We start from the raw sequence: 24,038 nt of genomic DNA on the forward strand, positions 1-24,038 counted from the left end.
ATTCACGTGGTGGGAATCAAATCGAGACCAGTTTGATCTTAACTGAAAGAATCGGCGATAGCGTAGCGTTGAGGGCCGCATAAATAGCGGTCTTCAACGTCGTTTCCCGGCAGCTGGCCAGCACTGAGCTTGGAGGCGCCGATTTCGACTTTATGCTCTAGGTAATTCAGATCAGCCGACCCATGCCAAAGGTTAACTGCACGCTGCGCAGAGGTCATTTGCCAGATGCCGACCGTTACCGCAAACCTTTGCAAGGCTGCTTGTAACGCAAGCTATCCCAGTCTAAGGTCATTCATCGCGCTGAATACCTTTGCCGGTCGCAACACATAAACTTAACACATCAGTCTTTCGGCGTCCCCCGACGAGGGCTCCATTTAGCAGTCGACTTGGTGCATTCGACATTCTGGCTCTGGGGCATTCAATACTTGGATAGAAAATGAAAGTTCTTATTATCATATTTGCAATGGTTGTGACCGCTTGCTCCACACACCCAAGTCGTGATGACTCAGTCTATGGTGCGAGCGTGGGTATAGTCAATCACACCTCCAAATATATCCACTCCGCATTGGCAAATGGAGCTGGCGGAGCAAATATGGGCGCGTGGGGAGCTGGTGGTGCGAATGTCTGCTGTGTCATAGTGCCTTCAAAGTGGTATCCGGGCCTGAAGGTTCATGTTCGATGGAATATGCCCGAGGGTAGTAAAGACGTCTATAAAGAAAAGATAGTCGAAGTGGAGCGGTACGAAGACGACGACGGCGGAAGCCTCTACATTCACATCTTTCCAAACGACGAGGTGCGGGTGGTTGTTTCTACATATGCAGGTTGGAGTACAAAGCATCCCATTCCCGCCTCGAAAAAACCTGCTCCCGAGTCCAGCCAATAGTCGATAGAAAAAGGCATTTTTTCAATCTCTACGCTGCAGCTGGATCTCATACGCCCTTCGTGCTGGCGTGTTCGATTGCATTCAGAGGTCTAAGCTTGATGAGAAATCGCATCGCTCCTTGAAGTGTGACGCTCCGGTCGCCGGTCCAACCACTACGGCGGTCACGAATGCGGCAAGTATGGCGAACATGGCGGCCCCCTATGATCGATGGCGGCGAGTGGAGCTCGGCGGCACGGCGCCCGGCCACGCGCTTGTCGGCAGCCTAGCGAAAGAACTGGACGGAAATCCATTAAGCATTTAAGATATTCGTTAAATGCTTAATTAAAGAAATAGTAGTACTCCGGCATTGGCTGGAGCGCTCTTCGGGTATAGACTAGAGGCCTCGCCGCGCATTTGCGGCGTCCCTCAACAGAAAACCAGCATGTCGGACAAAGTATTTGAAGCACTGGCCTCGTCGCCTCGTCGACTTATCCTCGCCTACCTCTCTGAACAGGAGATGACGGCAGGGGAGGTGGCTTCTCGCTTCGAAATGAGTGCGCCTGCGGTTTCCCGTCATTTGTCCGTCCTCGAAGGTGCAGGGTTGGTCAGCAGCGAGCGTCGCGGCCAGTATGTCTATTACAGGCTGGTGCCCGACAACCTCGTGAATACGCTGACGCAGTTTGCCTTTGCGCTGTGCCCGACCGCCGGGCCACTCAAGCGCGAAAGCAAGGCCAAGAAAAAGGCCAGCGAAGCGTAATTCGCCAGTACATATAGACCGTAAGTATGGCCTTGCTTGGGCCAGGGGTTTCTGCACGCTTTTTATCTGAAGGGGCTGTGTATGGACGTTGGAACGTACCGGAACGGGATCAAGGCCTACACGCCATTCTTCCTTCACCTATACGATTTCCTGGTGATCGGGATATTTACCCGCTTCTTCTGGAAGTGCGAGGGGCGGCATTACATCGACATTTATCGCCGGCATGCGCGGCGCCGCCATGCGGATATCGGCGTGGGCACCGGATACTTCCTTGACCACGCCGGGCTTGACGAGAGCATGCAGCAGATCGCCCTGATCGACCTGAATCGCAACTGCCTGCGCTACACCGCGCAGCGCCTGCAGCGTTATGCGCCGGACTGCCATGTGCGCAACGCCTTCCGCCCGATTTCCATCGGTCGCACAGTCGATTCCATCTGCATTGGCGGTTTGATCCACTGCGTGCCGGGCACGATGCGGGACAAGGGCAGGATTTTCGACGCCATCGCGCCGTTGTGCGCGCCGGGAACGACGCTGTTCGGCTACACGCTGATTGGCAGCGGTGCGCCGATGTCCTGGCACGCCAGGATTCTGATGGGATTCATGAATTGGCTGCAGGTGGTGGACAACGGCGGCGACTCAGTCGATTCCCTGCGCGAAGAATTATCGCAACGATTCAGCCAGGTCGAGGTCTGGCTGGTCGGATGTAACGCTTTCTTTACTGCCAAAAACCATAAGGATGCTACAAGATGAACATCGCTCAAACGGATCGCATCATCAACGCCGACATTGCGGAAGTATGGGACAAAGTCTGCTTTTACGAGGAAGTCAAAACAAGGCCTAACTGGTTTCTGCGCTGGACTTTGCCTTTGCCGGTGAGGACCGTTGGCGACCACAAGACCGTGGGTACCTTGTGCCGTTGCGAGTATGGGAATAATCAGTACATCATGAAGCGCATCACGAAGTCGGTGCACAATGCCGCGCTCGAATTCTCTGTGACGGAAGCCAGCGAACAGTTCCAGCGCCACCTTGCGCTCAAAGGCGGCAGCATCTACCTGGAAAGCCTGCGGGATGGGCGTACGCTGGTGAGCATGGCCACCAGCTACGAGCCCAAGGGTTCAGGTAATGTCGTACGCCACCTGATCGTCGATCACATCATCCGGTCGATGCACCGCTTCGTCATGGGGGACATGGCGAACAGCATCCGCCATGCCCGTAAGACTCAACCTGCCAGCTGCTGACGCACGCGGGCAATCGCGGCGCGCACCTGGTTCGGCGCAGTGCCGCCCACGTGGTCGCGCGCTGCCACCGAGCCTTCCAGCGTCAACACTGCAAACACGTCCTCGCCCACCAGCGGCGAGAAGGCGCGTAACTGTTCCAGCGACATCTCAGCCAGGTCGATTTTCAGATCGTCGCAGGCGCGCACCGCATGCGCCACGGCTTCGTGCGCGTCGCGGAACGGCAGGCCTTTCTTGACCAGGTAGTCGGCCAGGTCGGTCGCGGTGGCGTAGCCTTGCAGTGCGGCCGAGCGCATCGCTTCCGGCTTGACGGTGATGCCGCCCGCCATGTCGGCGAAGATGCGCAGGGTGTCGACCACGGTGTCCACGGTGTCGAACAGCGGTTCCTTGTCTTCCTGGTTGTCCTTGTTGTAGGCCAGCGGCTGGCCTTTCATCAGGGTCAGAAGGCCCATCAGATGGCCGTAGACGCGGCCGGTTTTGCCGCGCGCCAGCTCCGGCACGTCCGGGTTTTTCTTCTGCGGCATGATCGAGGAGCCGGTACAGAAGCGGTCGGCGATGTCGATAAAGCCGACGCGTGGGCTCATCCAGATGATCAGTTCTTCGGACATGCGCGAGACGTGCATCATGACCAGCGAGGCGGCGGCCGTGAATTCGATGGCGAAGTCGCGGTCGGACACCGCATCCAGCGAGTTGTGGCAGACATCGTCGAAGCCCAGGGTCTTGGCCACACGCTGGCGGTCGATCGGGAAGGTGGTGCCGGCCAGGGCGGCGGCGCCCAGCGGCAGGCGGTTCATGCGCTTGCGGCAATCCTGCATGCGTTCGACGTCGCGGCCGAACATTTCAACATAGGCCAGCATATGGTGGCCGAAGGTGATCGGCTGCGCCACCTGCATATGGGTGAAGCCGGGCAGGATCACGTTGGCGTTTTTCTCGGCCAGGTCGACCAGGGCGCCGCGCAGCTGCTGCAGCAGGCCGGTGATGTCGTCGATGGCGGAACGCACGTACAGGCGGATGTCGGTGGCCACCTGGTCGTTGCGGGAGCGGCCGGTGTGCAAGCGCTTACCGGCGTCGCCAACCAGCTCGGTCAGGCGTTTTTCAATATTCAGGTGCACATCTTCCAGGTCCAGCTGCCACTCGAACTGGCCGCCGTCGATTTCGGCGCTGACCTGGGCCAGGCCTTTCTGGATCGCGGCCAGGTCGGCGGCGGGGATGATGCCTTGCGCGGCCAGCATGTCGGCGTGCGCCAGGGAACCCTGGATGTCGGCCTTGGCCATGCGCTTGTCAAAAAACACGGAGGCAGTGTAACGTTTCACAAGGTCGGATACTGGTTCGGAGAAGCGCGCGGACCAGGCTTCCGCCTTCTTGGAGAATTGATCTGTCATAGTAGGTTTTCCGGTGAGATTCAAACGATTATAAATTAGTAGGAGAATCAATGAAGAAGTTAGCAACTTTGCTATTACTGGTGCTGGCCAGCGGCAGCACCTTGGCGCAGGATGCGCGACCGGCCGACGTGGCCTCCGTGGACAGCATCGTCGCTGCCCTGTACGACACCATTTCCGGCCCCGCCGGCAAGGCGCGCGACTGGGACCGCCTGCGTTCCCTGTTCCGCAACGACGGCCGCATGGTGGTGCACAGCACCGGCAAGGACGGGGCGCTCAATACCCGCGTGCTGTCGCTGGAGGACTACATCACCCGCGTGACGCCGGTGTTCGCGAAAGATGGTTTCTACGAATCCGAACTGGCGCGCAAGGGCGAGGAATACGGCCAGATCGCCCAGGTGTTCAGCACCTATGAGGCGCGCCATGCGCCGGCGGACAAGCCTTTTGTGCGCGGCATCAATTCCATCCAGCTGGTGAACGACGGCAAGCGCTGGTGGATTTCCCAGCTGCTGTGGCAACCGGAAGGCGAGAAGACACCGCTGCCGGAGCGCTACCTGAAGCCGAATTGATGGCGGCCTTCGACATCAGCACCGACCCGGCCCGCCTCGACGTGGGCCTGGTGCACCGCTTTTCTGTCGGAAGAATCGTCCTGGGCGCGTGGCATCCCGCGCGCTGGTCGACAGGGCGATCGCCAATTCGATCTGCTTTGGCGGCTACCTTGAGGGAAATCAGGTGGCTTTTGCCCGCGTCATCACGGACCGCGCAACCTTCGCTAATATGGTAGATGTGTTCGTGTTGCCTGGCCATCGCGGCCAGGGCTTTAGCAAACTGCTAATGGAGTCAGTGCTCGCTCACCCCGATTTACAGGGCTTGCGCCGGTTTACGTTGGCTACGGGCGACGCGCACGGACTGTATGCACAATTCGGTTTTACTCCACCATCGCGCCCGGCTACACTGATGGAAAGGTATTGCCCAGATGTCTACCAGCGATGCCAGTGAGCAAGTAGTCGAAGAGGAGGCCATCGTGAAGCTGTACTCTCCCGCCGGTCTGGCCCGATTGGGCCTGGCCTTGCTAGCCGCCTGCGGCCTTCCCGTTCAATCGCGGGAAGCGCCGCCCAAAAACCACGCCCCCGCCCGCACCAGTACCACGCCGCCGCCGGATGTCCCGTCCCGGGCGCCCCTGGTGCCGTCCCCGGCTTCACCGGCCGCGCCGGATACGGCCGCGCCAGTGCGCATCGTGGCCGGCGCCAGTGCGACGCTGAGCGGCGGGTCGGCGGCGATTGCGCCGTCGCCGGTGGCGGCGCACCAAGGCTCCCTGGTGATCATCGGCGGCGGCCTGCGCGGCGATAATGCGGACGTGTGGCAGCGCGTGGTGAAGCTGGCGGGCGGCAAGGGCTCGCGCATCGCCGTGTTCCCGTCGGCGTCCGGCAATCCGGAGCGTTCGGCCCAGACCATCATCGGCTACCTGCGCAAGTGGGGCGCCGATGCCTTCCTGGTGCCGGTGGCGGTGCGGCTGACCGGCAGCGACTACAAGAAGAACGCGGACGATGCCGCGCTGGCGAAAAAAATCCGCGAATCGGACGGCATCTATTTTGCGGGCGGCGACCAGGGCCGCATCACCAAAGCATTGTTACGCGACGATGGCACGCAGACCGCCGTGCTGGAAGCGGTGTGGGATGTGTATCGCCGCGGTGGCGTGATCGCCGGTTCGTCGGCGGGCGCCGCCATCATGAGCAGCACCATGTTCTCCAACCCCAAGGCGGTGCTGGCCATGCTGCAGACCGGGATCGCGGACGGCCGCGAGCTGGGTCCGGGCCTGGGATTTATCGGCGATGACGTTTTCGTGGACCAGCACCTGCTGGTGCGCGGGCGCTTTGCGCGCATGATTCCCGCCATGCTGGCCAAGGGCTACCAGATTGGGCTCGGCATCGATGAAGACAGTGCGATGGTGGTCAATGCGCAGCGCGAGGTGGAAGTCATCGGCTACAAGGGCGCGCTGCTGATCGACTTGTCGCGCGCGGAATGGGACAAGGAGTCGCCGCACTTCGGCGTGCGCAATGCCGTGATCAGCTACCTTGACCGGGGCGACAAGTTCAATATCGCCACGCATATGTTCCTGCCGTCGAACGACAAGGCCGGCGGGCGCATCGATCCGACCCGTACCCTGGGCCGGGGGCCCGTGTTCAGCAATGATGTGCTGGGCAATAGCGCCGTGATCGATTTGATGGAACGCCTGATCGACAGCAACCAGGAAGAGGCGATCGGCATCGCCAGCGGCAATCCGCGCGCCAGCGGTAGCGAGGTGGGCTTTGAATTCCGCTTCACCAAGACGCCGGATAGCGTGGGCTATGTGTCCAGTCTGGCGGAGGCGTATTCCGTGCTGAATATCCGGCTCGATATCCGGCCTATCGAAATCACCCGGCCCCTCTATAAATATAAATGACGGTTTGAATCCGGCGGCATGTTCGCCGCGTATATGCCATGGCAACCAACCACACGGGAGGAAACCATGGCACTCATCAAGCACGCTGCTGTCCAGTTAGCCCTGCTGTCGGCCCTGGCGCCTGCGGCGCAGGCGTCCAGCCACCGCGAAGCACCCTTCATCACGCGCCAACCCAAGGTCGACGGAACCGATTTCTACATGTTTCGCAGCTATGAGCCGGGACGCGAGCAGTTCGTGACCCTGATCGCCAACTATGTGCCGCTGCAGGACGCCTACGGCGGGCCGAACTTCTTCACGATGGACCAGGACGCGCTGTACGAGATCCATATCGATAACAATGGCGATGCGCGCGAAGACATCACGTTCCAGTTCCGCTTCACCAACACCTTCAAGAATTCCAGCTTCACTGTGGGCGGCAAGCAGGTGCCGATTCCGCTCATTATCAATGGCGGTGCGATCAACGACGTCAATCCGCCGGGGCTGAATGTGCGCGAGACCTATACCGTCGACGTCGTGCGCGGCGAGCGGCGCGGGGTGCGGCAGTCTGTGCGCATGGCGGCAAACGGGGCGAGCGTGTTCGACAAACCGATCGACAACGTCGGCAACAAGTCGATTCCCGATTACGCGGGGTACGCGGGCAAGCATGTCTACACGGTGAATATTCCGGGCTGCGCGGTACCGGCGCGGATGTTTGTGGGGCAGCGCAAGGATCCCTTCGTGGTCAACCTGGCGGAAACTTTTGACCTGATCAACATCAAGGCGCCAGCCGTTGAATTCCTCGCCACAGCGGAAAAGAATGCGCGCGACGACCTGGACGACAAGAATGTGACTTCGATCGAGATGGAGGTGGCGGCGTCCTGCCTGACGGCAGGGGGCGAGCCGGTGATCGGCGGCTGGACCACGGCCAGCTTGCGCCAGGGGCGCCTGCTCAATCCGAACGGCGGCTCGAAGGAGGGCGGTGCGTGGACGCAGGTCTCCAGGCTTGGCATGCCGCTGGTGAACGAGGTCGTGATTGGCTTGAAGGACAAGGATCGTTTCAACCACAGCAAGCCGGTGAACGACGGCCAGTTCGCCGATTACGTCACCAACCCGACCTTGCCGGCGCTGGTGGAGGTGCTGTTCGGCAGCGCTGGCGCCAAGGCGCCGACCAACTTCCCGCGCAATGACCTGGTGACGGCCTTCCTGACCGGCGTGCCGGGTCTGAACCAGCCTGCGCATGTGAAGGCTTCCGAAATGCTGCGCTTGAATACCGCGATTGCACCGGTGGCGAAGGGGGCGCAGAAGCGGCTGGGCGTGATCGACGGCGACAACGCCGGCTTCCCCAATGGGCGGCGGCCGGGCGATGATGTGGTGGATATTGCCTTGCGCGTGGTGATGGGCAAGTTGTGCACATTGAATATCGGCTGCGCGCCTTCCGATGCGCCGGCCGGCGCGATCCGCTTTACCGACGGCGCTTACCTGGACGACAGCTTCTTCAGCGCAGGCTTCCCTTACCTGAAGGCGCCGATTTCCGGCTCGCCGCAGCAATAGGAGGGCGCAGCCATGAAACGTTTATGTCTTGCGCTGGCGGCCGCGCTCTTGGCCGCATGCGGTGGTGGCGGCGGGGCTGGCTCGCCAATGAACACTTCCGGACCATCGCCAGCGCCGTCCACGGCCGCGGATGCCTTCACGGCGGGACTGGCGGCGCTGGTGGAGAGTACGCCGGAAACGACGGAGCCTGACAATGTGGAGGGCGTCTCGCCATCCAGGCCGGATGACGGCGAACCGGCGAAGGTGAAGTGAGTCGGCCATGAAGGGACCTGCCTTTGCTGTTTTGGCGCTGGTGGCTGCATGTGCCGCCGGCGCGGCTCCATACGAGCCTCGCTCCGGCGCGGAAGTGCTGGAAACGCTGCCGCGCCGGGCCGATGCCGCCGACGCGGCATTGCGCCGCCAAAGGGCGCGATTGGCCGAAGCGCCGCGCGATCCAGTGTTGGCGGCTGGCCTGGCGCAGCGCTACGTGGAGCTGGGACGCGCTGCGGGTGATCCGCGCTATTTCGGCTATGCGCAGGCTGTCCTGGCGCCCTGGTGGGCCGCTGCTGCGCCGCCGGTGCCGGTCCTGCTGCTGCGTGCCACGCTGCTGCAATCCGGCCACCATTTTGCGGAAGCGATGCGCGACCTGAACCTGGTGACCGCCGCCGATCCCGGCAATGCTCAGGCTTGGCTGACACTGGCGACGGTGCAGGTGGTGCGCGGCGAGTACGAGGCGGCGGTACGCAGCTGCGGGCGTTTGTCGTCGTTGGCCAGTCCGCTGGCCAGCGTGACATGTCTCGTCAACGCACGTGCCGCCAGCGGCCAGCTTGCTGCGAGCGAACGCTTGCTGGTGCTCGCGCTCGCGCGGGCTGGCGCGGGCGGCGAGCAGGCCGCCGCCCTGCAAACCTGGGCATTGACGCTGCTGGGGGAGCTTGCGGCCAGGCGGGGTGATCCTGCCGCCGCGGAAGCGCGCTTCCGCCAGGCGCTGGCGCTGTCGCCGGGCGACAGCTATCTGCTTGGCGCTTATGCCGACCTGCTGCTTGACCAGCATCGCTACCGGGAAGTCCAGGCGCTGCTGGGCGAGCATCTGCGCATCGACAGCCTGCTGCTGCGGCACACGCTGGCCGGGCAAGATGCGCCGTCCAGCGCCGTCGCGGTGTTGCAGGCCCGCTTCGACGCCGCCGCCCGCAGGGGGGACGCCATTCACCAGCGCGAGCAGGCGCGCTTCGAGCTGCATTTGCGCCATGACGCCCGCGCCGCGCTGGAGCTGGCGCTGGCCAACTGGCGGGTGCAGAAAGAGCCGGCCGACCTGCGCATCCTGCTGGAGGCGGCGCTGGCGGCCCACGCTCCGGCCGCCGCAGCGCCCGCGTTGGCTTGGCGCCGCCAGCATGGCATGGAGGACGGCGCCATCGCCGCCCTGGCGCATCAACTGGAAGGAGGTGCGCTATGAGCCCGGTCGCCCGCAGGCTGGCCTTGCTGTTCCTGCTGCCGCTATTGCTCGCAGCCGGTGCCGCCGAAGCGCATAAACCGAGCGACAGCTATCTGGCGCTGCGCCTTTCGGACAAGGCCGCGCCCCTTGCCATTGATGGACGCTGGGATATTGCCCTGCGCGACCTTGATTTCGCCCTTGGCCTCGATACGGATGGCGACGGCCGGCTGACCTGGGACGAAGTCCGCTCGCGCCATGCCGACATCGCCGCCTATGCCATGCCGCGCCTCGGCCTTGCCGCCGGCTGTCAGCTGCGCGTAACGGGCAATCTGATCGACCACCACACGGATGGCGCATACGCGGTCCTGCTGCTGCGCGGCGCATGCCAGCCCGGCGCCGTCTTCGGCATCGACTACCAACTGTTTTCCGACCTCGATGCACAGCATCGCGGCATGGCCAGCTTCACCGTTGACGGGAAGACGCAGTCCGCCGTGCTGGGCGGCGACCGCACGCGCTTTACGGCCGGCGGCGGCGCGGGGGATAACTGGCGCCAGGCCATCGACTACCTGCGCCATGGCGTCTGGCATATCTGGACCGGCTACGACCATATCCTGTTCCTGCTTTCCCTGCTGTTGCCTGCCGTGCTGGCCAAAGGCTGGCGCCCCGCAAGCGCCGATGTGCTGCGCATCGTTACCGCCTTCACGCTGGCGCATTCGATCACGCTCTCGCTGGCGGCGCTGCAGGTGGTGACGCTGCCAAGCCGGCTGGTTGAATCGGCCATCGCCGCTTCGGTCGCGGTGGCGGCGCTGAACAACATCTGGCCCCTGGTGCAGGGCAAACGATGGCTGGCCGCCTTCACATTCGGCCTGTTGCACGGTTTCGGGTTTGCCGGGGTACTGGGCGACCTTGGCCTGCCCCGGGGCGCGGCTGCGCTGGCGCTGGCGGCATTCAATGTCGGCGTGGAACTGGGCCAGCTGGCGATCGTCGCGGCCTTTGTGCCGCTGGCATATGCCATGCGCAGCACCTGGGTTTATCGACAGGTATTGGTCAAGGGGGGATCGGGCTGCATCGCCGTGCTGGCGATGGTATGGCTGGCCGAGCGCGCCGCCGTTTGACTACATGGCCCGCAGCCAGGGGCCTTTGTACAGCACCGGCCCGGTCGGCCCGTTCGGATCGGGCGATCCCCCTAGAGGCTCCAGCGAAATCGCCAGGACGACAACGTCGCTGCCGGTGGCACCCGACGCTAGCGCGAACGTGGCCCGCCCGTCCGGACCCAGCACCCCCAGCGAGCGCGGCAAGCCCGCTTTCGGGATCGCCCACAGCTGCAGGGACCTGTTGGCCGGCACCGGGGTACCGCCGACGATATGGACCTGCAGCAGGCGCTTGGCGGTATCGGCCCGTACCAGCAGGGCGGGCTGCGCCTGCTGGTCGGTCAGCGTCGCCACCAGGTCGTAGGAAGGCGTGCGCGTGCGCAGCTGCTGCACGCCGATGGCGACCATCAGGGCCGCCGCCAGTGCAGCGGATCCCATTCCGAGGCCAAATCCGCGCCAAAAGTGCCAGCGGCTGCGTTCCGGCTTGAGATGCAGGCGTTTTTCAATATTGGCCCACACCTGGGGCGAGGGGCCTTGCGAGCGGACGAATTCGTGCATCGGCAGCAGGCGCCGCTCCCAATCCTTCACCATCAGGCGCAAGGCTGCGTCGCTGTACATCAGGACTTCAAAGCGCTTGCGTGCGCCGCCGCGCAGGGTGCCGAGCACGTATTCGGCCGCCAACTGGTCGCGCAGCTCGTCGTTGCCAAGGCTGGTCATGGCATGCCCCCGGTGGACAGGCAAAGCTTCAGTTTCTCCATGCCGCGCCGGATCCAGGTTTTGACCGTGCCGACCGGCAGCGACATGCGCTGCGCCACCTCGCTATGCGACATGTCATGGAAGAAGGCCAGGGCGATGGCCAGGCGGTGCAGGCCTTCCAGCCTGGACATGCAGGCCGCCAGGGCCCGCGCATCGCTGCTCATTTCACTCGCATCGGCCGGAGTGCCGGCATCGTCCCGAAGTAAGGCATCCATTGTGACATCCAGTTCCACCGTATCGTCCGAGCGGCGCAGGATATCCAGCGCCTTGTTGCGGACAATGGCCGCCATCCACGTCAGCGGTGCCGCGAGGCCGGCCTGGTAGTGCGGCGCCGCGTGCCAGATCGACACGAAGCCTTCCTGCAGCGCCTCTTCGGCCAGCTCCCGATTACGTAATATACGCATGGCAAAGCCAAACAGTTTCGGCGCGGCTGCGTCATACAGCGCGCGAAAGGCCGCGGTATCCTGATGGGCGGCCGCCGCTAACCAGGTTCTTAGCTGTTCGGGTTCAATGGGCATGGAGCAATCTTATGCCTGCCAAACCGGCTGGTCTATAGTAATCCGCAAAGCAAAGTTACAATATCCGCCACTAAACCACACTGGAGACCTCATGCCGTACCTGAATCGATTGCTGGCGGGGGCTGCCCTCAGTGCCGTCGCCGGCCTGGCGCTGGCCGGGCAGCCTGCGACCGTGCGCCTGGACTATATGCACAGCGGTAACGCATTAAACGAAAGTTACGCGATCGAGCAGGTGGCGATCGAGCCGCTGCCGTGGCCGGGCGATATGTCCAGGACCATCGACACCACCAACCGCGGTACGAACAAGGTGGAAGTGGCCGATGCCAAGACCGGAAAAGTGCTCTACACCCGCACTTTTTCCACCATTTTCGGCGAGTGGCGTTCAACCGAGGAGGCGGGCAAGCTGACGCGCGGCTTCCACGAGTCGGTGCGCTTCCCGAAACCAGGGCAGCCGGTCAAGGTGCGCATCCTCAAGCGCGACGAGCGCAATGAGTTCTCCTTGGTGTGGAGCGTGGAGATCGATACCGACGCGATGGACGTGGTGCGCAAGCAGGAGCCCGCACCCGCCAAGCCGATCGCTATCCGCGTCAACGGCCCAAGCGAGAAGAAGGTCGATTTGCTGATCCTGGGCGACGGCTACACCAAGGCGGACATGGCCAAGTTCGAGGCCGCCGCGCGCCGCCTGTCGGACTACCTGTTCACCGTATCCCCGTTCAAGGAGCGCGCCACGGACTTCAATGTCTGGGCGATGGCGGTGCCGACCCAGGAGAGCGGCGTGTCGCGGCCTTCGACGAATACCCACCATGCTTCGAAGCTGGGCACGCGCTACGACATTTTCGGCAGCGAGCGCTACGTGCTGACGGTGGACAACCGCGCCCTGCGCGAGATCGCCCAGCATGCGCCCTATGAGTTCATCGAAATCCTGGTCAATAACGAAACCTATGGCGGCGGCGGTATTTACGGCCAGTTCAGCACCGCGGCGGCGGACAACGATTGGGCCAACTACCTGTTCGTGCACGAATTCGGGCACCACTTCGCCGGGTTGGCGGACGAGTACTACACTTCGCCGGTGGCTTATGCGACGGGCGGAGCGCGCATGGAGCCCTGGGAGCCGAATGTGACGGCCTTGCTGGATCCCGCGAACGTGAAGTGGAAGAAGTTCGTGACGCCGGGGACGGCGCTGCCTACTTCATGGCCGAAGGCGGAGTATGAGGCGCATTCCAGGGAATACCAGAAAGTGCGTGCGCAGCTACGCAAGGATAACCGTCCGGAATCGGAGATGAGCAAGTTGTTCAGGGAGGATCTGGCCTGGACCAATGCGCTGTTTTCCAAGGCGCCCAACCGCAAGGCGGCGGGGGCGTTCGAGGGGGCGAATTACGAGGCGACCGGCTATTATCGTTCGCAGCAGCAGTGCTTGATGTTTGACCGCAGCGAGGCTTTCTGCGCGGTGTGCAGCGATGCGGTGCAGGAGACGATTGATTTGTACGCGCCGCGCTGAAACCGGTAAACCGGTGTCTGACCCGCAGGGTCAGACACCCGCCCGCAGCGGACGCGTAACAGTGTCTGACCCTGCGGGTCAGACACTGAACTACCGGTTTCAAGTGTTCGGCAGCAAACCTGTAGGCTTGATCCGCACCGGCACCGCCTTACCCTTCCTTGCGCGCTTGCCGAAGTGCGGCCCCAGCGCGGTCGGCCCCATCCGGTCTTCCTTCGCCTTCTGCGCATTGCCGACACCCTGCACAGTCACACCCTTGTCGGTGATCGCGCAAGCGGCAACCAACTTCTCCTTATCGGCCAGATCCATCAGGATGACGCCGCGGCCGCCGTTGGACAGCACCTTCATCTCGTCCATGCCGAACACCAGCAGGTTCGCCTTCTCCGAGATCACCGCCACTGCGCTGGCGCCATCCACCACCACCGTAGGAGGCAGGGGCTTGTCGCCCTCATCGAGCGTGATGAAGGACTTGCCGCCCTTCAGGCGCGACACCATATCGCCGGCCTTTGCGATAAAGCCGTAGCCCGCGTCGGACGCCAGCAGCAGCTGCCTGTCGCCGCTGCCCGCATAGTAGTGCAGCAGGCGCGCGCCGCCCGACAGGTCGACCAGGGTGGTGATCGGCACGCCGTCGCCGCGCGCGTTAGGCAGGGCGGCGACCGGCACGGAATACACCTTGCCGTTGTCGCCGAAGCCCAGCAGGGTATCCACGGTACGGCATTCGAACGCGCCATACAGCGAGTCGCCCGCCTTGAAGGTGAACTGCGCAGGATCGTGGCCGATGCCGGTACGCGCGCGCACCCAGCCTTTTTCGGAGATGATCACGGTCACCGGCTCGTCGACCACCTTCTGTTCCACGACGGCCTTCTGCGCTTCCTCGATCAGGGTGCGGCGCGCGTCGCCGTAGGACTTGGCGTCGGCGTCGATTTCCTTGATCACCAGGCGGCGCAGGGTGGATGGGTTATCCAGGATGTCCTGCAGGCCTTCGCGCTCCTTGCGCAGCTCGGCCAGTTGTTGCTCGATCTTGATCGCTTCCAGGCGCGCCAGCTGGCGCAGGCGGATTTCCAGGATGTCTTCCGCCTGGCGGTCCGACAGCTTGAAGCGTTCGATCAGCGCCGCCTTCGGCTCGTCCGAATTGCGGATGATGGCGATCACTTCGTCGATATTCAGCAGGACGATCTGGCGGCCTTCCAGGATATGGATGCGCTCATCGACCTGGTTCAGGCGGAACTGGGTGCGGCGGGTTACCGTGGCGAAGCGGAATTCGATCCACTCGGCCAGGATATCGCTGATGCCCTTCTGGCGCGGACGGCCATCGCCGCCGATCATCACCAGGTTCATCGACGCCGACGACTCCAGGGAAGTATGCGCCAGCAGCATGTGCATGAACTCAGTCTGGTTCTGGTTCTTCGATTTCGGTTCGAACACCAGGCGCACCGCGGCTTCGCGGCCCGACTCATCGCGCACCTTGTCCAGCTGGCCCAGGAGCAGGCCTTTCAGTGCCACCTGTTCCGGCGACAGCGCCTTCTTGCCCAGCTTGACCTTCGGATTGGTCAGCTCTTCGATTTCTTCCAGCACCTTTTGCGAGGAGGTACCCGGCGGCAGTTCGTACACGACGGCTTGCCATTGTCCGCGCGCCAGTTCTTCGATCTTCCAGCGTGCGCGCACCTTCATCGAGCCGCGGCCCGACGCATACATATCGTCGATCTGCGCGCGCGGGGTGATCAGCTGGCCGCCGCCCGGGAAGTCCGGGCCTGGGATCAACTCCATCAGTTCCGCGTGGGTGATCTTCGGATTGCGGATCATCGCCACAGCCGCTTTCGCCACCTCGGTCAGGTTGTGCGAAGGGATCTCGGTCGCCAGGCCCACAGCGATACCGGAAGCGCCGTTCAGCAGCACCATCGGCAGGCGCGCGGGCAGCAGGGCCGGTTCTTCATACGAGCCGTCGTAGTTCGGGATGAAGTCCACGGTGCCCATATCGATTTCGTCGAGCAGCAGGCGCGAGATCGGGGTCAAACGGGCTTCGGTGTATCGCATGGCCGCCGCGCCGTCGCCGTCGCGCGAGCCGAAGTTACCCTGGCCGTCGATCAGCGGGTAGCGCAGCGAGAAGTCCTGCGCCATGCGCACCAGCGCGTCGTACACCGACTGGTCGCCGTGCGGGTGCAGCTTACCCAGCACGTCGCCCACCACGGTGGCGGATTTGCGCGGCTTGGCGGTCGGGCCCAGGCCCAGTACATTCATCGAGTACAGGATGCGGCGCTGCACCGGCTTCTGGCCGTCGCACACGTCCGGCAGGGCGCGGCCCTTGACCACGGAAATGGCGTAGTCCAAGTAGGCGCGCTCGGCGAAGGTCGACAGGGTCAGGGATTCGCCGCCGTCGTCGCTGCCGCCACCGCCGTTTGGCGGGGTTGGTTCGTCAAAGAGATTTGCTTGAGTCATATTGTTTGCTTTCTAAACCGGTAATTCGGTGTCAGACCCATAGGGTCAGACACCTGGCCCGCACCGGTCGCGTACCAGTGCCTGACCCTGCGGGTCGGGCACTGCTTTACCGGTTTTAGATATCCGCTTCCACTTCGTTGCCATGCTCCTCGATCCAAGCGCGGCGGGCGGCGGCTTCGCCTTTGCCCATCAGCATATTGAAGCGCGAGGAAGAGTAGCTATGGTCGAAATCGCCCAGCGACACCGGCAGCAGGCGGCGGGTATCCGGATTCATGGTGGTCTCCCACAGCTGCTCGGCGTTCATCTCGCCCAGGCCCTTGAAGCGGGAGATGGTCCAGGAGCCGTCCTTCAGGCCATCCTTGCGCAGCTTGTCTTCGATCGCCACCAGCTCGCCGTCGTCCAGCGCGTACAGCTTCTGGATCGGCTTCTTGCCGCGCGCCGGCGCATCCACGCGGTACAGCGGCGGACGGGCGATGCAGATATTGCCGTTCTCGATCAGTTTCGGGAAATGGCGGAAGAACAGGGTAAGCAGCAGCACCTGGATGTGCGAGCCGTCGACGTCCGCATCGGAGAGGATGCAGATTTTGCCGTAGCGCAGGCCGGACAAATCAGGCGTATCGCCGTGGTGGTGCGGATCGACGCCGATCGCCACCGCGATGTCGTGGATCTCGTTGTTGGCGAACAGGCGGTCCTTGTCGGTCTCCCAGGAGTTCAGCACCTTGCCGCGCAGCGGCAGGATGGCCTGGAATTCCTTGTCGCGGCCCATCTTGGCCGAACCGCCCGCGGAGTCGCCTTCGACCAGGAAGATCTCGGTGCGCACCACATCGTCCGACTCGCAATCGGTCAGCTTGCCCGGCAACACCGCCACGCCGGAGGACTTCTTCTTCTCGACCTTCTGGGCCGAGCGCAGGCGCGATTGGGCCTGCTTGATCACCAGTTCCGCCAGCTTCTTGCCGTAGTCGATGTGCTGGTTCAGCCACAGCTCCAGCGCAGGCTTGGAGAACGTGGCCACCAGGCGCACCGCGTCGCGCGAATTGAGGCGTTCCTTGATCTGGCCCTGGAACTGCGGATCCAGCACCTTGGCCGACAGCACGAAGGAAGCGCGCGCAAACACGTCTTCCGGCAGCAGCTTGACGCCCTTCGGCAGCAGCGAGTGCAGTTCGACGAAATTCTTCATGGCGCCGAACAGGCCTTCGCGCAGGCCCGATTCATGGGTGCCGCCGTTCGGGGTCGGGATCAGGTTGACGTAGGACTCGCGCACCACGGCGCCTTCCTCGGTCCAGGCCACCACCCACGACGCGCCCTCGCCCTCGGCGAAGCCTTCCGCGTCAGGGGTAGCGAACTGCTCGCCCTCGAACAGGGGGATCAGGGTTTCGCCGTTGGACGTGGTCTGGGCCAGCTGTTCGTTCAGATAGCCGCGCAGGCCGTCCTTGTACATCCAGGTCTGCTCGTCGCCGTTCTTGGCGTTCTTCAGCGTGACGGTCACGCCGGGCAGCAGTACCGCCTTGGAGCGCAGCAGGCGTTGCAGCTCGACCTGGGAAATCTGCGGCGAATCGAAATACTTCCCATCCGGCCAGGCGGTGACGCGGGTACCGGACTTCTTGCCATCTTTCGGCGCGGGCTGGGAGCTCAAAGGTTCGACCAGGTCGCCGTGTTCGAACGCGATCTGGTGGAAACCGTTGCCGGCGTCGTCTTTTCGCCACACTGCGATCTCCAGACGCTTCGACAGCGCGTTGGTGACCGACACGCCGACGCCGTGCAGGCCGCCCGAGAAGGCATAGGCGCCGCCCGAACCCTTGTCGAACTTACCACCCGCGTGCAGGCGGGTGAAGACGATTTCCACCGTCGGCACGTTTTCCTCAGGGTGCAGGCCGACCGGGATGCCGCGGCCGTCGTCTTCCACGGTGATGGAGCCGTCGGCATTCTGCGTCACGATAATGTTCTTGCAATGGCCGCCCAACGCCTCGTCGGAGGCGTTATCGATCACCTCCTGGATGATGTGCAGAGGGTTCTCGGTGCGGGTATACATGCCCGGACGCTGCTTGACGGGCTCCAGTCCTTTGAGGACGCGGATGGATGATTCGCTGTAGTCGGAAACTGGTTTTTTAGTGGCCATACGTGTTATTGGTAATGCAAAGTGCTGTGATTATATACAGTATTTTCCGATTTGACGGATCGCATGCCTGCGCATTCTATCCGCAACAGCCTGTGGCGCAAGCGAATCCCAGCGGTAAAATGGCTTTATGACGACAGATCGGCAAACGTTCGCAGTCAGGCTGGTCGGCTTCCCCCGGGACGCCGAACGCGCGCTTGCGCAGGGCCTGGAGCGGGCCCCGGCCGATGGTCCCGCCTTCCTCTGCCTGGCCGAAGACAGCCTGCGCGACCCCGACATCTACCTGGCCAACGGCACCGAATTGAAAGCGCTGGCCGTCATCGCCTCGCTGGCTGCCGGCGACATCCGCCCCGCGCTGGTACTGGGCGCGACCGGCGTGACGCTGCCCTTCACGAACCTGCCGTTCCCGGTGCAATGGCACGCCATGTACGCCGAATTGGCGCGCCTGGTGACGCGCCGCGCCGATTTGCTGGCCGGCCTGGCGGCATGTGGCCAGCCGCTGGCGCCGGAACGCCGGCGCCGCGAACGGCTCGACCTGGACCTGACCGAACCGGCCGTCTACGAAAGAATGCGCAAGCCGCGCCGTGAAGGCGCCGTGCTTTGCGTCGACGCGAACGCCCACTTCAGCGAGCAGCTTGCCCAGTCGCTGACGCACTTCGGCACCGCGGTACTGTGGGCGGTGGATGGCGTCGCCGCGCTGGCGATCTGCCGCAAGCGTCCGGTGGCCGTGGTCCTGCTGGACTTCGCCGCCCCCATCATCGACCACTACCTCTTATGCGCCCAATTGCGCGGCGAAGAAACGCACCCGGACGTGGTATTCCTGGTCCAGTCCGCGCATGACTACGACATTACCCGCGGCCGCGCCGCCGGGGCCGCCGGCATGCTGGACAAGCCGCTGGCCGAGAGCCAGATCCAAGCCACCCTGCGCAAATTCATGCGCCTGTGAATTAATTGACCCCACGGGGGACATTTTTATGCGGCGTTGATTCGCGCCGCTCACCTCTTTAGACCTTTTTTACGCGCCGGCCGATACGCTTTCGTCACCTTCTTTTTGACGAAAGTGGACTTATGAAGTTTGCGTTTTTCTTCGCCGCTGCCTTCGCGGCGGCACCCGTACTGGCTGCAGATGAAGTTAGCTTCAATACATCGCTGACCAGCGACTACCGCTACCGCGGTATTTCGCAATCCCGTTTGCAGCCCGCCATTCAAGGCGGCGCCGAATTCGCCGCCCCCTCCACCGGCCTCTATGCCGGTGCGTGGGCATCCAGCATCAACTGGACGCGCGATGCAGGCGGGGCGGGCCGCATGGAGCTCGATATCTACGCCGGCAAGCGCGGACAACTCTCGCCGGCCATCAGCTACGATGCCGGCATCCTGAGCTATATCTACAAAGGCCGCATCCCCGGCCTCGACAATCCCGACACCTGGGAAATCTACGGCCAGCTTGGCTACGGCCCGTTCACGCTGAAGTACTCGCATGCGCTGACTAGCCTGTTCGGCTTCGCAGACAGCAAAAGCTCGGGCTACCTTGACCTGAGCGCCGGATTCGATCTGGGCAGCGGTATGTCCGCCAGCCTGCATGCCGGCCGCCAGCGCGTACATGGCAACGCGGCCGCCGATTACTCCGACTGGAAGCTGGGCGTGGGCAAAGACCTTGGGGTCGCCAGCCTGCAGTTGGCCGTCGTCGGCACCAATGCGAACAGGGCGGCATATGCCTCGCCGGCCAACGGGAAATTCCTTGGCAAGAATGCCCTGCAGCTTACCGTCAGCCGGAATTTCTGAATTTTTACACCTTGTTTTTACACCTTGTTTTTACACCTTGTTTACACCGGCTTGCCGAGTCTTTACACCGAATTTAGGTGCTGCTCGATAAGCTGGTTTCACAAACAAACAAGACCTTTCGGGGAACCCAATGGACATCGTATTTCTCGGCGCGTTCGTCGCCTTTTTCGCGCTGGTCGCCGCCATGGCGGCCGGCTGCGACAAGCTGGGGGGCCAGCAATGAACACCTTCTACCTGATTGGCGCTGTCGCCACCGCAGGTTTGCTGGTCTACCTGCTGCTCGCCTTGCTGAAAGCGGAGGACCTGTAACATGACTACCCAATCGTTCCTGCTGCTGGCAGTCTTCCTGCTCGTACTGCTGGCCGCCGCCTGGCCGGTCGGTCTTCTGCTGGCGCGCGTCGCCGACGGCCGCAGTATCCCGGGCCTGGGCTGGCTGGGCGCCGTGGAAAAGCTGCTGTACCGCGCCGCTGGCGTGTCTGGCGACGCTGCCAAACAAGGCATGGGCTGGAAATCCTATGCCATGGCCCTGCTGGTCTTCAATACCTTGGGCGCGCTGTTCGTCTACGCCGTGCAGCGCCTGCAAGCCTGGCTGCCACTCAATCCGCAAGGCCTGGGCAATGTCTCTCCGGACTCCTCGTTCAACACTGCCGTCAGCTTCGTGGCCAACACCAACTGGCAGGGCTATGGCGGCGAACAGACCATGAGCTACCTGAGCCAGATGCTGGCGCTGGCGCCGCAGAACTTCCTGTCGGCCGCCACCGGGATCGCCGTGGCCTTTGCCTTGATCCGCGGCTTTGCTGCGCGCTCGGCCGAGTCGATCGGCAATTTCTGGCGCGACCTGACCCGCATCACGCTGTATGTGCTGCTGCCGCTCTCCTTTGTCTATGCCGTGTTCCTGGTCGGCCAGGGCACGATCCAGAACTTCTCCCCCTATAAGGAAGTGCCGCTGGTGGAGGTGGTCAAGTATGCCGAACCCAAGGCCGGCCCCGACGGCCAGCCGCTGAAAGATGCCGCTGGCCAGCCTGTGATGGAAGACAAGGTCGCCACCAGCCAGCTGATCGCCATGGGCCCGGTCGCTTCGCAGGAAGCGATCAAGATGCTGGGCACCAACGGCGGCGGCTTCTTCAACGCCAACTCGGCCCACCCGTATGAGAATCCGACCGCGCTGTCGAACTTCTCGCAGATGCTGGCGATCTTCCTGATTCCGGCCGGCCTGTGCTTCGCCTTCGGCCATCTGGTGGGCGACCGCCGCCAGGGCTGGGCGGTGCTGGCCGCGATGACCATCATGTTCGTGGTGGCTGCCGCCGGCATCATGGCAGCCGAGCAGCAAGCCCACCCGGCCCTACAGGCCATGGGCATCGACCAGTCGGCCGGCGCGCTGCAATCGGGCGGCAATATGGAGGGCAAGGAAACGCGTTTCGGCATCGCCGCCTCCGGCCTGTTCGCCGCCGTCACCACTGCGGCATCTTGCGGCGCCGTCAACAGCTTCCATGATTCCTACACGCCGCTGGGCGGCATGGTTCCCACCCTCCTGATGCAGCTGGGCGAAGTGGTGTTCGGCGGCGTCGGCTCCGGCCTGTACGGCATGCTGGTCTTCGCCATCATGGCGGTGTTCATCGCCGGCCTGATGATCGGGCGCACGCCGGAATACCTGGGCAAGAAGATCCAGGTGTATGAAATGAAGATGACCTCGATCGCCATCCTGGTCACCCCGACCCTGGTGCTGGTGGGGACGGCGATCGCCGTGATGACGGACCTGGGCAAGGCCGGCGTCGCCAATCCGGGTGCGCACGGCTTTACCGAAATCCTGTATGCCTTCAGCTCGGCCGCCAACAACAACGGCAGCGCGTTCGCCGGCCTTTCCGCCAACACGCCGTTCTACAACACCATGCTGGCGATCGCCATGTGGTTCGGCCGCTTCGCCATGATCGTGCCGGTGCTGGCGATTGCCGGTTCGCTGGCTGGCAAGCAGCGCCTGCAAGCCAACGCCGGCACCATGCCGACCCATGGCCTGATGTTTGTCTTCCTGCTGGTGGCCGTGGTGCTGCTGGTGGGCGTCCTGAATTTTGTTCCTGCCCTGGCCCTCGGCCCGGTCATCGAACACCTGCAACTGTATAAATAAAGGAGGGCATTAATATGTCGCAATCGCAAGCGATGACGGCCGCCCAACCAGGCCAGCGCCTGAAACTGTTCGAATCGAAGCTGGTGCTGCCGGCAATCGCCGAGTCTTTCTACAAACTGGACCCGCGCGTGCAGCTGCGCAGTCCCGTGATGTTCGTGGTCTATGTCGGCAGCATCATCACCACCCTGCTGTACCTCCAGTCGCTGGACGGAAAAGGGGAGGCCGGCTCCGGCTTCATCCTGGCCACCTCGGTCTGGCTGTGGTTCACTGTATTGTTCGCCAACTTCGCCGAGGCATTGGCGGAGGGCCGCAGCAAGGCGCAAGCGGCCTCGCTGCGCAGCCTGAAGCAGAGCGTGAGCTCGAAAAAGCTGACAGCACCGAAGCACGGCACCCAGTGGCTGCCATGCCCTGCCACCGATCTGCGCAAAGGGAATTACGTGTTGGTGGAGGCGGGCGACGTGATTCCGATCGACGGCACCGTCATCGAAGGCGTGGCCTCGGTGGACGAAAGCGCCATCACGGGCGAATCGGCGCCCGTGATCCGCGAGTCGGGCGGCGACTTTTCCTCCGTCACCGGCGGCACGCGCGTACTGTCGGACTGGCTGGTGGTGCAGGTCACCGCCAACCCGGGCGAAACCTTCCTCGACCGCATGATCGCCATGGTGGAAGGCGCCAAGCGCAAGAAAACCCCGAACGAGATCGCCCTGACCATCCTGCTGGTGGCGCTGACCATCGTGTTCCTGATCGTGACGGCGACCCTGCTGCCGTTCTCGCTGTTCTCGGTGGCGGCCGCGCAATCGGGCAGCCCGATCACCATCACGGTCCTGATCGCGCTGCTGGTGTGCCTGATCCCGACCACCATCGGCGGCCTGCTGTCGGCCATCGGCGTGGCCGGCATGAGCCGCATGATGCAGGCCAATGTGATCGCCACCTCGGGCCGCGCCGTGGAAGCGGCGGGCGACGTCGACGTGCTGCTGCTGGACAAGACCGGCACCATCACCCTCGGCAACCGCCAGGCATCGGCCTTCTTCGCCGCGCCGGGCGTGACCGAGCGCGAGCTGGCCGACGTGGCGCAACTGGCCTCGCTGGCCGATGAAACGCCGGAAGGGCGCTCCATTGTGGTGCTGGCCAAGCAGAAGTTCAATATCCGCGAACGCGAGCTGTCGGCGCTGCACGCCGAGTTCCTGCCGTTCTCCGCCAACACCCGCATGAGTGGCGTGAATATGGACGGGCGCGAGGTGCGCAAGGGCGCCGCCGAAGCTGTGCGCAAATACGTGGAAGCCCAAGGCAAGGAATTCCCGGCCGAGGTGCTGCGCACGGTGGACGACGTGTCGCGCCGCGGCAGCACGCCGCTGGTGGTGGCCGATGCCGGCCGCGTGATGGGCGTGGTGGAGCTGAAGGACATCGTCAAGGGCGGTATCAAGGAGCGTTTCGCCGAGCTGCGCCGCATGGGCATCAAGACCGTGATGATCACCGGCGACAACAAGATCACCGCCGCGGCGATTGCCGCCGAAGCGGGGGTGGACGATTTCCTGGCCGAGGCGACGCCGGAAGACAAGCTGAAACTGATCCGCGGCTACCAGTCCAACGGCCGCCTGGTGGCCATGACCGGCGACGGCACCAACGACGCCCCGGCGCTGGCGCAGGCCGACGTGGCGGTAGCCATGAGTTCCGGCACGCAGGCGGCGAAGGAGGCCGGCAATATGGTCGACCTCGACTCGAACCCGACCAAGCTGCTGGAGATCGTGGAAATCGGCAAGCAGATGCTGATGACGCGCGGTTCGCTGACCACCTTCTCGATCTCGAACGACATCGCCAAGTACTTCGCCATCATCCCGGCCGCTTTCGTGGGCACCTATCCGCAGCTCAAGGCGCTGGACATCATGCACCTGGCCAGCCCGAATTCGGCCATCATGTCGGCCGTGATCTTCAACGCCCTGATTATCGTGTTCCTGATCCCGCTGGCCCTGAAGGGCGTGCGCTACCGCGCCATCGGCGCCACCGCGCTGCTGCGCCGCAACCTGCTGGTGTACGGCGTGGGCGGCCTGCTCCTGCCATTCATCGGCATCAAGCTGATCGACATGCTGCTGGCCGCGTTCAACCTCGTTTAA

22 protein-coding genes are annotated in these 24,038 nt (G+C 63.3%); 17 read left to right on the forward strand and 5 right to left on the reverse strand.

Features of this window, described 5'->3' with window-relative positions; genetic code table 11:
• The first annotated feature begins 436 nt into the window (after positions 1–436).
• From H597_RS34390 to H597_RS0124910, 4 genes are all read left to right on the forward strand, one after another.
• Positions 437–883: a DUF3304 domain-containing protein gene (locus H597_RS34390; RefSeq protein WP_083941276.1), complete on the forward strand. Its 447-nt coding sequence runs from the start codon at positions 437–439 to the stop codon at positions 881–883.
• Positions 884–1,304: 421 nt separating this feature from the next.
• On the forward strand, positions 1,305–1,619 hold the full coding sequence (locus tag H597_RS0124900) for a metalloregulator ArsR/SmtB family transcription factor (protein WP_028104496.1): 315 nt from the start codon (positions 1,305–1,307) through the stop codon (positions 1,617–1,619).
• An 81-nt stretch (positions 1,620–1,700) separates the two neighbouring features.
• Positions 1,701–2,369, forward strand: coding sequence for a class I SAM-dependent methyltransferase (locus H597_RS0124905; protein WP_035375259.1), 669 nt, complete (start codon positions 1,701–1,703; stop codon positions 2,367–2,369).
• On the forward strand, positions 2,366–2,857 hold the full coding sequence (locus H597_RS0124910; RefSeq protein WP_028104498.1) for an SRPBCC family protein: 492 nt from the start codon (positions 2,366–2,368) through the stop codon (positions 2,855–2,857). Before H597_RS0124905 ends, H597_RS0124910 begins: the two co-directional genes overlap by 4 nt.
• Here H597_RS0124910 and argH read toward each other — a convergent pair.
• Entirely contained in the window at positions 2,839–4,236 is a 1,398-nt protein-coding gene (gene argH, locus H597_RS0124915) for an argininosuccinate lyase (RefSeq protein WP_028104499.1), read from the reverse strand. The genes H597_RS0124910 and argH overlap by 19 nt on opposite strands.
• Positions 4,237–4,286: 50 nt before the next feature.
• Between argH and H597_RS0124920 the strand changes: the two genes are divergently transcribed.
• From H597_RS0124920 to H597_RS0124945, 7 genes are all read left to right on the forward strand, one after another.
• Positions 4,287–4,802, forward strand: coding sequence for a nuclear transport factor 2 family protein (locus H597_RS0124920; protein WP_028104500.1), 516 nt, complete (start codon positions 4,287–4,289; stop codon positions 4,800–4,802).
• Positions 4,803–4,965: 163 nt separating this feature from the next.
• Positions 4,966–5,232 carry a GNAT family N-acetyltransferase gene (locus tag H597_RS36300; protein ID WP_371850747.1) on the forward strand — a complete coding sequence of 89 codons (267 nt, stop codon included), beginning with the start codon at positions 4,966–4,968 and terminating at the stop codon, positions 5,230–5,232.
• A complete protein-coding gene (locus H597_RS0124925) occupies positions 5,210–6,676 on the forward strand; it encodes a cyanophycinase (RefSeq protein WP_083941277.1) in 1,467 nt (488 codons plus the stop codon). The genes H597_RS36300 and H597_RS0124925 overlap by 23 nt, the downstream gene beginning before the upstream one ends.
• A gap of 66 nt (positions 6,677–6,742) precedes the next feature.
• Positions 6,743–8,206 carry a DUF4331 domain-containing protein gene (locus tag H597_RS0124930; RefSeq protein WP_051294101.1) on the forward strand — a complete coding sequence of 488 codons (1,464 nt, stop codon included), beginning with the start codon at positions 6,743–6,745 and terminating at the stop codon, positions 8,204–8,206.
• Positions 8,207–8,218: 12 nt separating this feature from the next.
• Positions 8,219–8,458: a hypothetical protein gene (locus H597_RS35185; RefSeq protein ID WP_154668278.1), complete on the forward strand. Its 240-nt coding sequence runs from the start codon at positions 8,219–8,221 to the stop codon at positions 8,456–8,458.
• Between the two features lie 7 nt (positions 8,459–8,465).
• Positions 8,466–9,635, forward strand: a complete 1,170-nt coding sequence (locus tag H597_RS0124940) for a tetratricopeptide repeat protein (protein ID WP_028104503.1) — start codon at positions 8,466–8,468, stop codon at positions 9,633–9,635.
• Positions 9,632–10,729, forward strand: a complete 1,098-nt coding sequence (locus H597_RS0124945; protein WP_028104504.1) for a HupE/UreJ family protein — start codon at positions 9,632–9,634, stop codon at positions 10,727–10,729. Before H597_RS0124940 ends, H597_RS0124945 begins: the two co-directional genes overlap by 4 nt.
• On the opposite strand, the gene H597_RS0124950 is transcribed toward H597_RS0124945, so the two are convergent.
• Together H597_RS0124950 and H597_RS0124955 are read right to left on the reverse strand one after the other, a co-directional pair.
• On the reverse strand, positions 10,730–11,422 hold the full coding sequence (locus H597_RS0124950) for an anti-sigma factor (RefSeq protein WP_028104505.1): 693 nt from the start codon (positions 11,420–11,422) through the stop codon (positions 10,730–10,732).
• Entirely contained in the window at positions 11,419–11,979 is a 561-nt protein-coding gene (locus tag H597_RS0124955) for a sigma-70 family RNA polymerase sigma factor (protein WP_028104506.1), read from the reverse strand. The genes H597_RS0124950 and H597_RS0124955 overlap by 4 nt, the downstream gene beginning before the upstream one ends.
• Before the next feature lie 91 nt (positions 11,980–12,070).
• Between H597_RS0124955 and H597_RS0124960 the strand changes: the two genes are divergently transcribed.
• Positions 12,071–13,477 (forward strand): IgA Peptidase M64, encoded by a 1,407-nt coding sequence (locus tag H597_RS0124960; protein ID WP_028104507.1) that lies wholly within the window; start codon positions 12,071–12,073, stop codon positions 13,475–13,477.
• Between the two features lie 99 nt (positions 13,478–13,576).
• On the opposite strand, the gene parC is transcribed toward H597_RS0124960, so the two are convergent.
• Positions 13,577–15,910 carry a DNA topoisomerase IV subunit A gene (parC, locus tag H597_RS0124965; RefSeq protein WP_028104508.1) on the reverse strand — a complete coding sequence of 778 codons (2,334 nt, stop codon included), beginning with the start codon at positions 15,908–15,910 and terminating at the stop codon, positions 13,577–13,579.
• Between the two features lie 115 nt (positions 15,911–16,025).
• Positions 16,026–18,026 (reverse strand): DNA topoisomerase IV subunit B, encoded by a 2,001-nt coding sequence (locus tag H597_RS0124970; RefSeq protein WP_028104509.1) that lies wholly within the window; start codon positions 18,024–18,026, stop codon positions 16,026–16,028.
• A 127-nt stretch (positions 18,027–18,153) separates the two neighbouring features.
• On the opposite strand from H597_RS0124970, the gene H597_RS0124975 reads away from it, so the two are divergent.
• The 5 genes from H597_RS0124975 to kdpB all read left to right on the forward strand — a co-directional run bounded on the left by H597_RS0124975 (position 18,154) and on the right by kdpB (position 24,038).
• A complete protein-coding gene (locus H597_RS0124975) occupies positions 18,154–18,969 on the forward strand; it encodes a response regulator (RefSeq protein ID WP_028104510.1) in 816 nt (271 codons plus the stop codon).
• Positions 18,970–19,091: 122 nt separating this feature from the next.
• Complete coding sequence (locus H597_RS0124980) at positions 19,092–19,805, forward strand: TorF family putative porin (protein ID WP_028104511.1); 714 nt, start codon at positions 19,092–19,094, stop codon at positions 19,803–19,805.
• 219 nt (positions 19,806–20,024) lie between these two features.
• On the forward strand, positions 20,025–20,114 hold the full coding sequence (locus tag H597_RS32425) for a potassium-transporting ATPase subunit F (RefSeq protein WP_035375260.1): 90 nt from the start codon (positions 20,025–20,027) through the stop codon (positions 20,112–20,114).
• Position 20,115: 1 nt separating this feature from the next.
• Complete coding sequence (gene kdpA / locus H597_RS0124995; RefSeq protein ID WP_028104512.1) at positions 20,116–21,927, forward strand: potassium-transporting ATPase subunit KdpA; 1,812 nt, start codon at positions 20,116–20,118, stop codon at positions 21,925–21,927.
• A 32-nt stretch (positions 21,928–21,959) separates the two neighbouring features.
• Entirely contained in the window at positions 21,960–24,038 is a 2,079-nt protein-coding gene (kdpB, locus tag H597_RS0125000) for a potassium-transporting ATPase subunit KdpB (protein ID WP_028104513.1), read from the forward strand.

The organism is Pseudoduganella violaceinigra DSM 15887, from assembly GCF_000425385.1.
Classification (GTDB): domain Bacteria; phylum Pseudomonadota; class Gammaproteobacteria; order Burkholderiales; family Burkholderiaceae_D; genus Rugamonas; species Rugamonas violaceinigra.

Bases quoted from the DNA above. Each gene is read 5' to 3' on its own strand.
- H597_RS34390 (WP_083941276.1), top strand. From the start codon at position 437: ATGAAAGTTCTTATTATCATATTTGCAATGGTTGTGACCGCTTGCTCC.
- H597_RS0124900 (WP_028104496.1), top strand. From the start codon at position 1,305: ATGTCGGACAAAGTATTTGAAGCACTGGCCTCGTCGCCTCGTCGACTT.
- H597_RS0124905 (WP_035375259.1), top strand. From the start codon at position 1,701: ATGGACGTTGGAACGTACCGGAACGGGATCAAGGCCTACACGCCATTC.
- H597_RS0124910 (WP_028104498.1), top strand. From the start codon at position 2,366: ATGAACATCGCTCAAACGGATCGCATCATCAACGCCGACATTGCGGAA.
- argH (WP_028104499.1), bottom strand. From the start codon at position 4,236: ATGACAGATCAATTCTCCAAGAAGGCGGAAGCCTGGTCCGCGCGCTTC.
- H597_RS0124920 (WP_028104500.1), top strand. From the start codon at position 4,287: ATGAAGAAGTTAGCAACTTTGCTATTACTGGTGCTGGCCAGCGGCAGC.
- H597_RS0124925 (WP_083941277.1), top strand. From the start codon at position 5,210: ATGTCTACCAGCGATGCCAGTGAGCAAGTAGTCGAAGAGGAGGCCATC.
- H597_RS0124930 (WP_051294101.1), top strand. From the start codon at position 6,743: ATGGCACTCATCAAGCACGCTGCTGTCCAGTTAGCCCTGCTGTCGGCC.
- H597_RS35185 (WP_154668278.1), top strand. From the start codon at position 8,219: ATGAAACGTTTATGTCTTGCGCTGGCGGCCGCGCTCTTGGCCGCATGC.
- H597_RS0124940 (WP_028104503.1), top strand. From the start codon at position 8,466: ATGAAGGGACCTGCCTTTGCTGTTTTGGCGCTGGTGGCTGCATGTGCC.
- H597_RS0124945 (WP_028104504.1), top strand. From the start codon at position 9,632: ATGAGCCCGGTCGCCCGCAGGCTGGCCTTGCTGTTCCTGCTGCCGCTA.
- H597_RS0124950 (WP_028104505.1), bottom strand. From the start codon at position 11,422: ATGACCAGCCTTGGCAACGACGAGCTGCGCGACCAGTTGGCGGCCGAA.
- H597_RS0124955 (WP_028104506.1), bottom strand. From the start codon at position 11,979: ATGCCCATTGAACCCGAACAGCTAAGAACCTGGTTAGCGGCGGCCGCC.
- H597_RS0124960 (WP_028104507.1), top strand. From the start codon at position 12,071: ATGCCGTACCTGAATCGATTGCTGGCGGGGGCTGCCCTCAGTGCCGTC.
- parC (WP_028104508.1), bottom strand. From the start codon at position 15,910: ATGACTCAAGCAAATCTCTTTGACGAACCAACCCCGCCAAACGGCGGT.
- H597_RS0124970 (WP_028104509.1), bottom strand. From the start codon at position 18,026: ATGGCCACTAAAAAACCAGTTTCCGACTACAGCGAATCATCCATCCGC.
- H597_RS0124975 (WP_028104510.1), top strand. From the start codon at position 18,154: ATGACGACAGATCGGCAAACGTTCGCAGTCAGGCTGGTCGGCTTCCCC.
- H597_RS0124980 (WP_028104511.1), top strand. From the start codon at position 19,092: ATGAAGTTTGCGTTTTTCTTCGCCGCTGCCTTCGCGGCGGCACCCGTA.
- H597_RS32425 (WP_035375260.1), top strand. From the start codon at position 20,025: ATGAACACCTTCTACCTGATTGGCGCTGTCGCCACCGCAGGTTTGCTG.
- kdpA (WP_028104512.1), top strand. From the start codon at position 20,116: ATGACTACCCAATCGTTCCTGCTGCTGGCAGTCTTCCTGCTCGTACTG.
- kdpB (WP_028104513.1), top strand. From the start codon at position 21,960: ATGACGGCCGCCCAACCAGGCCAGCGCCTGAAACTGTTCGAATCGAAG.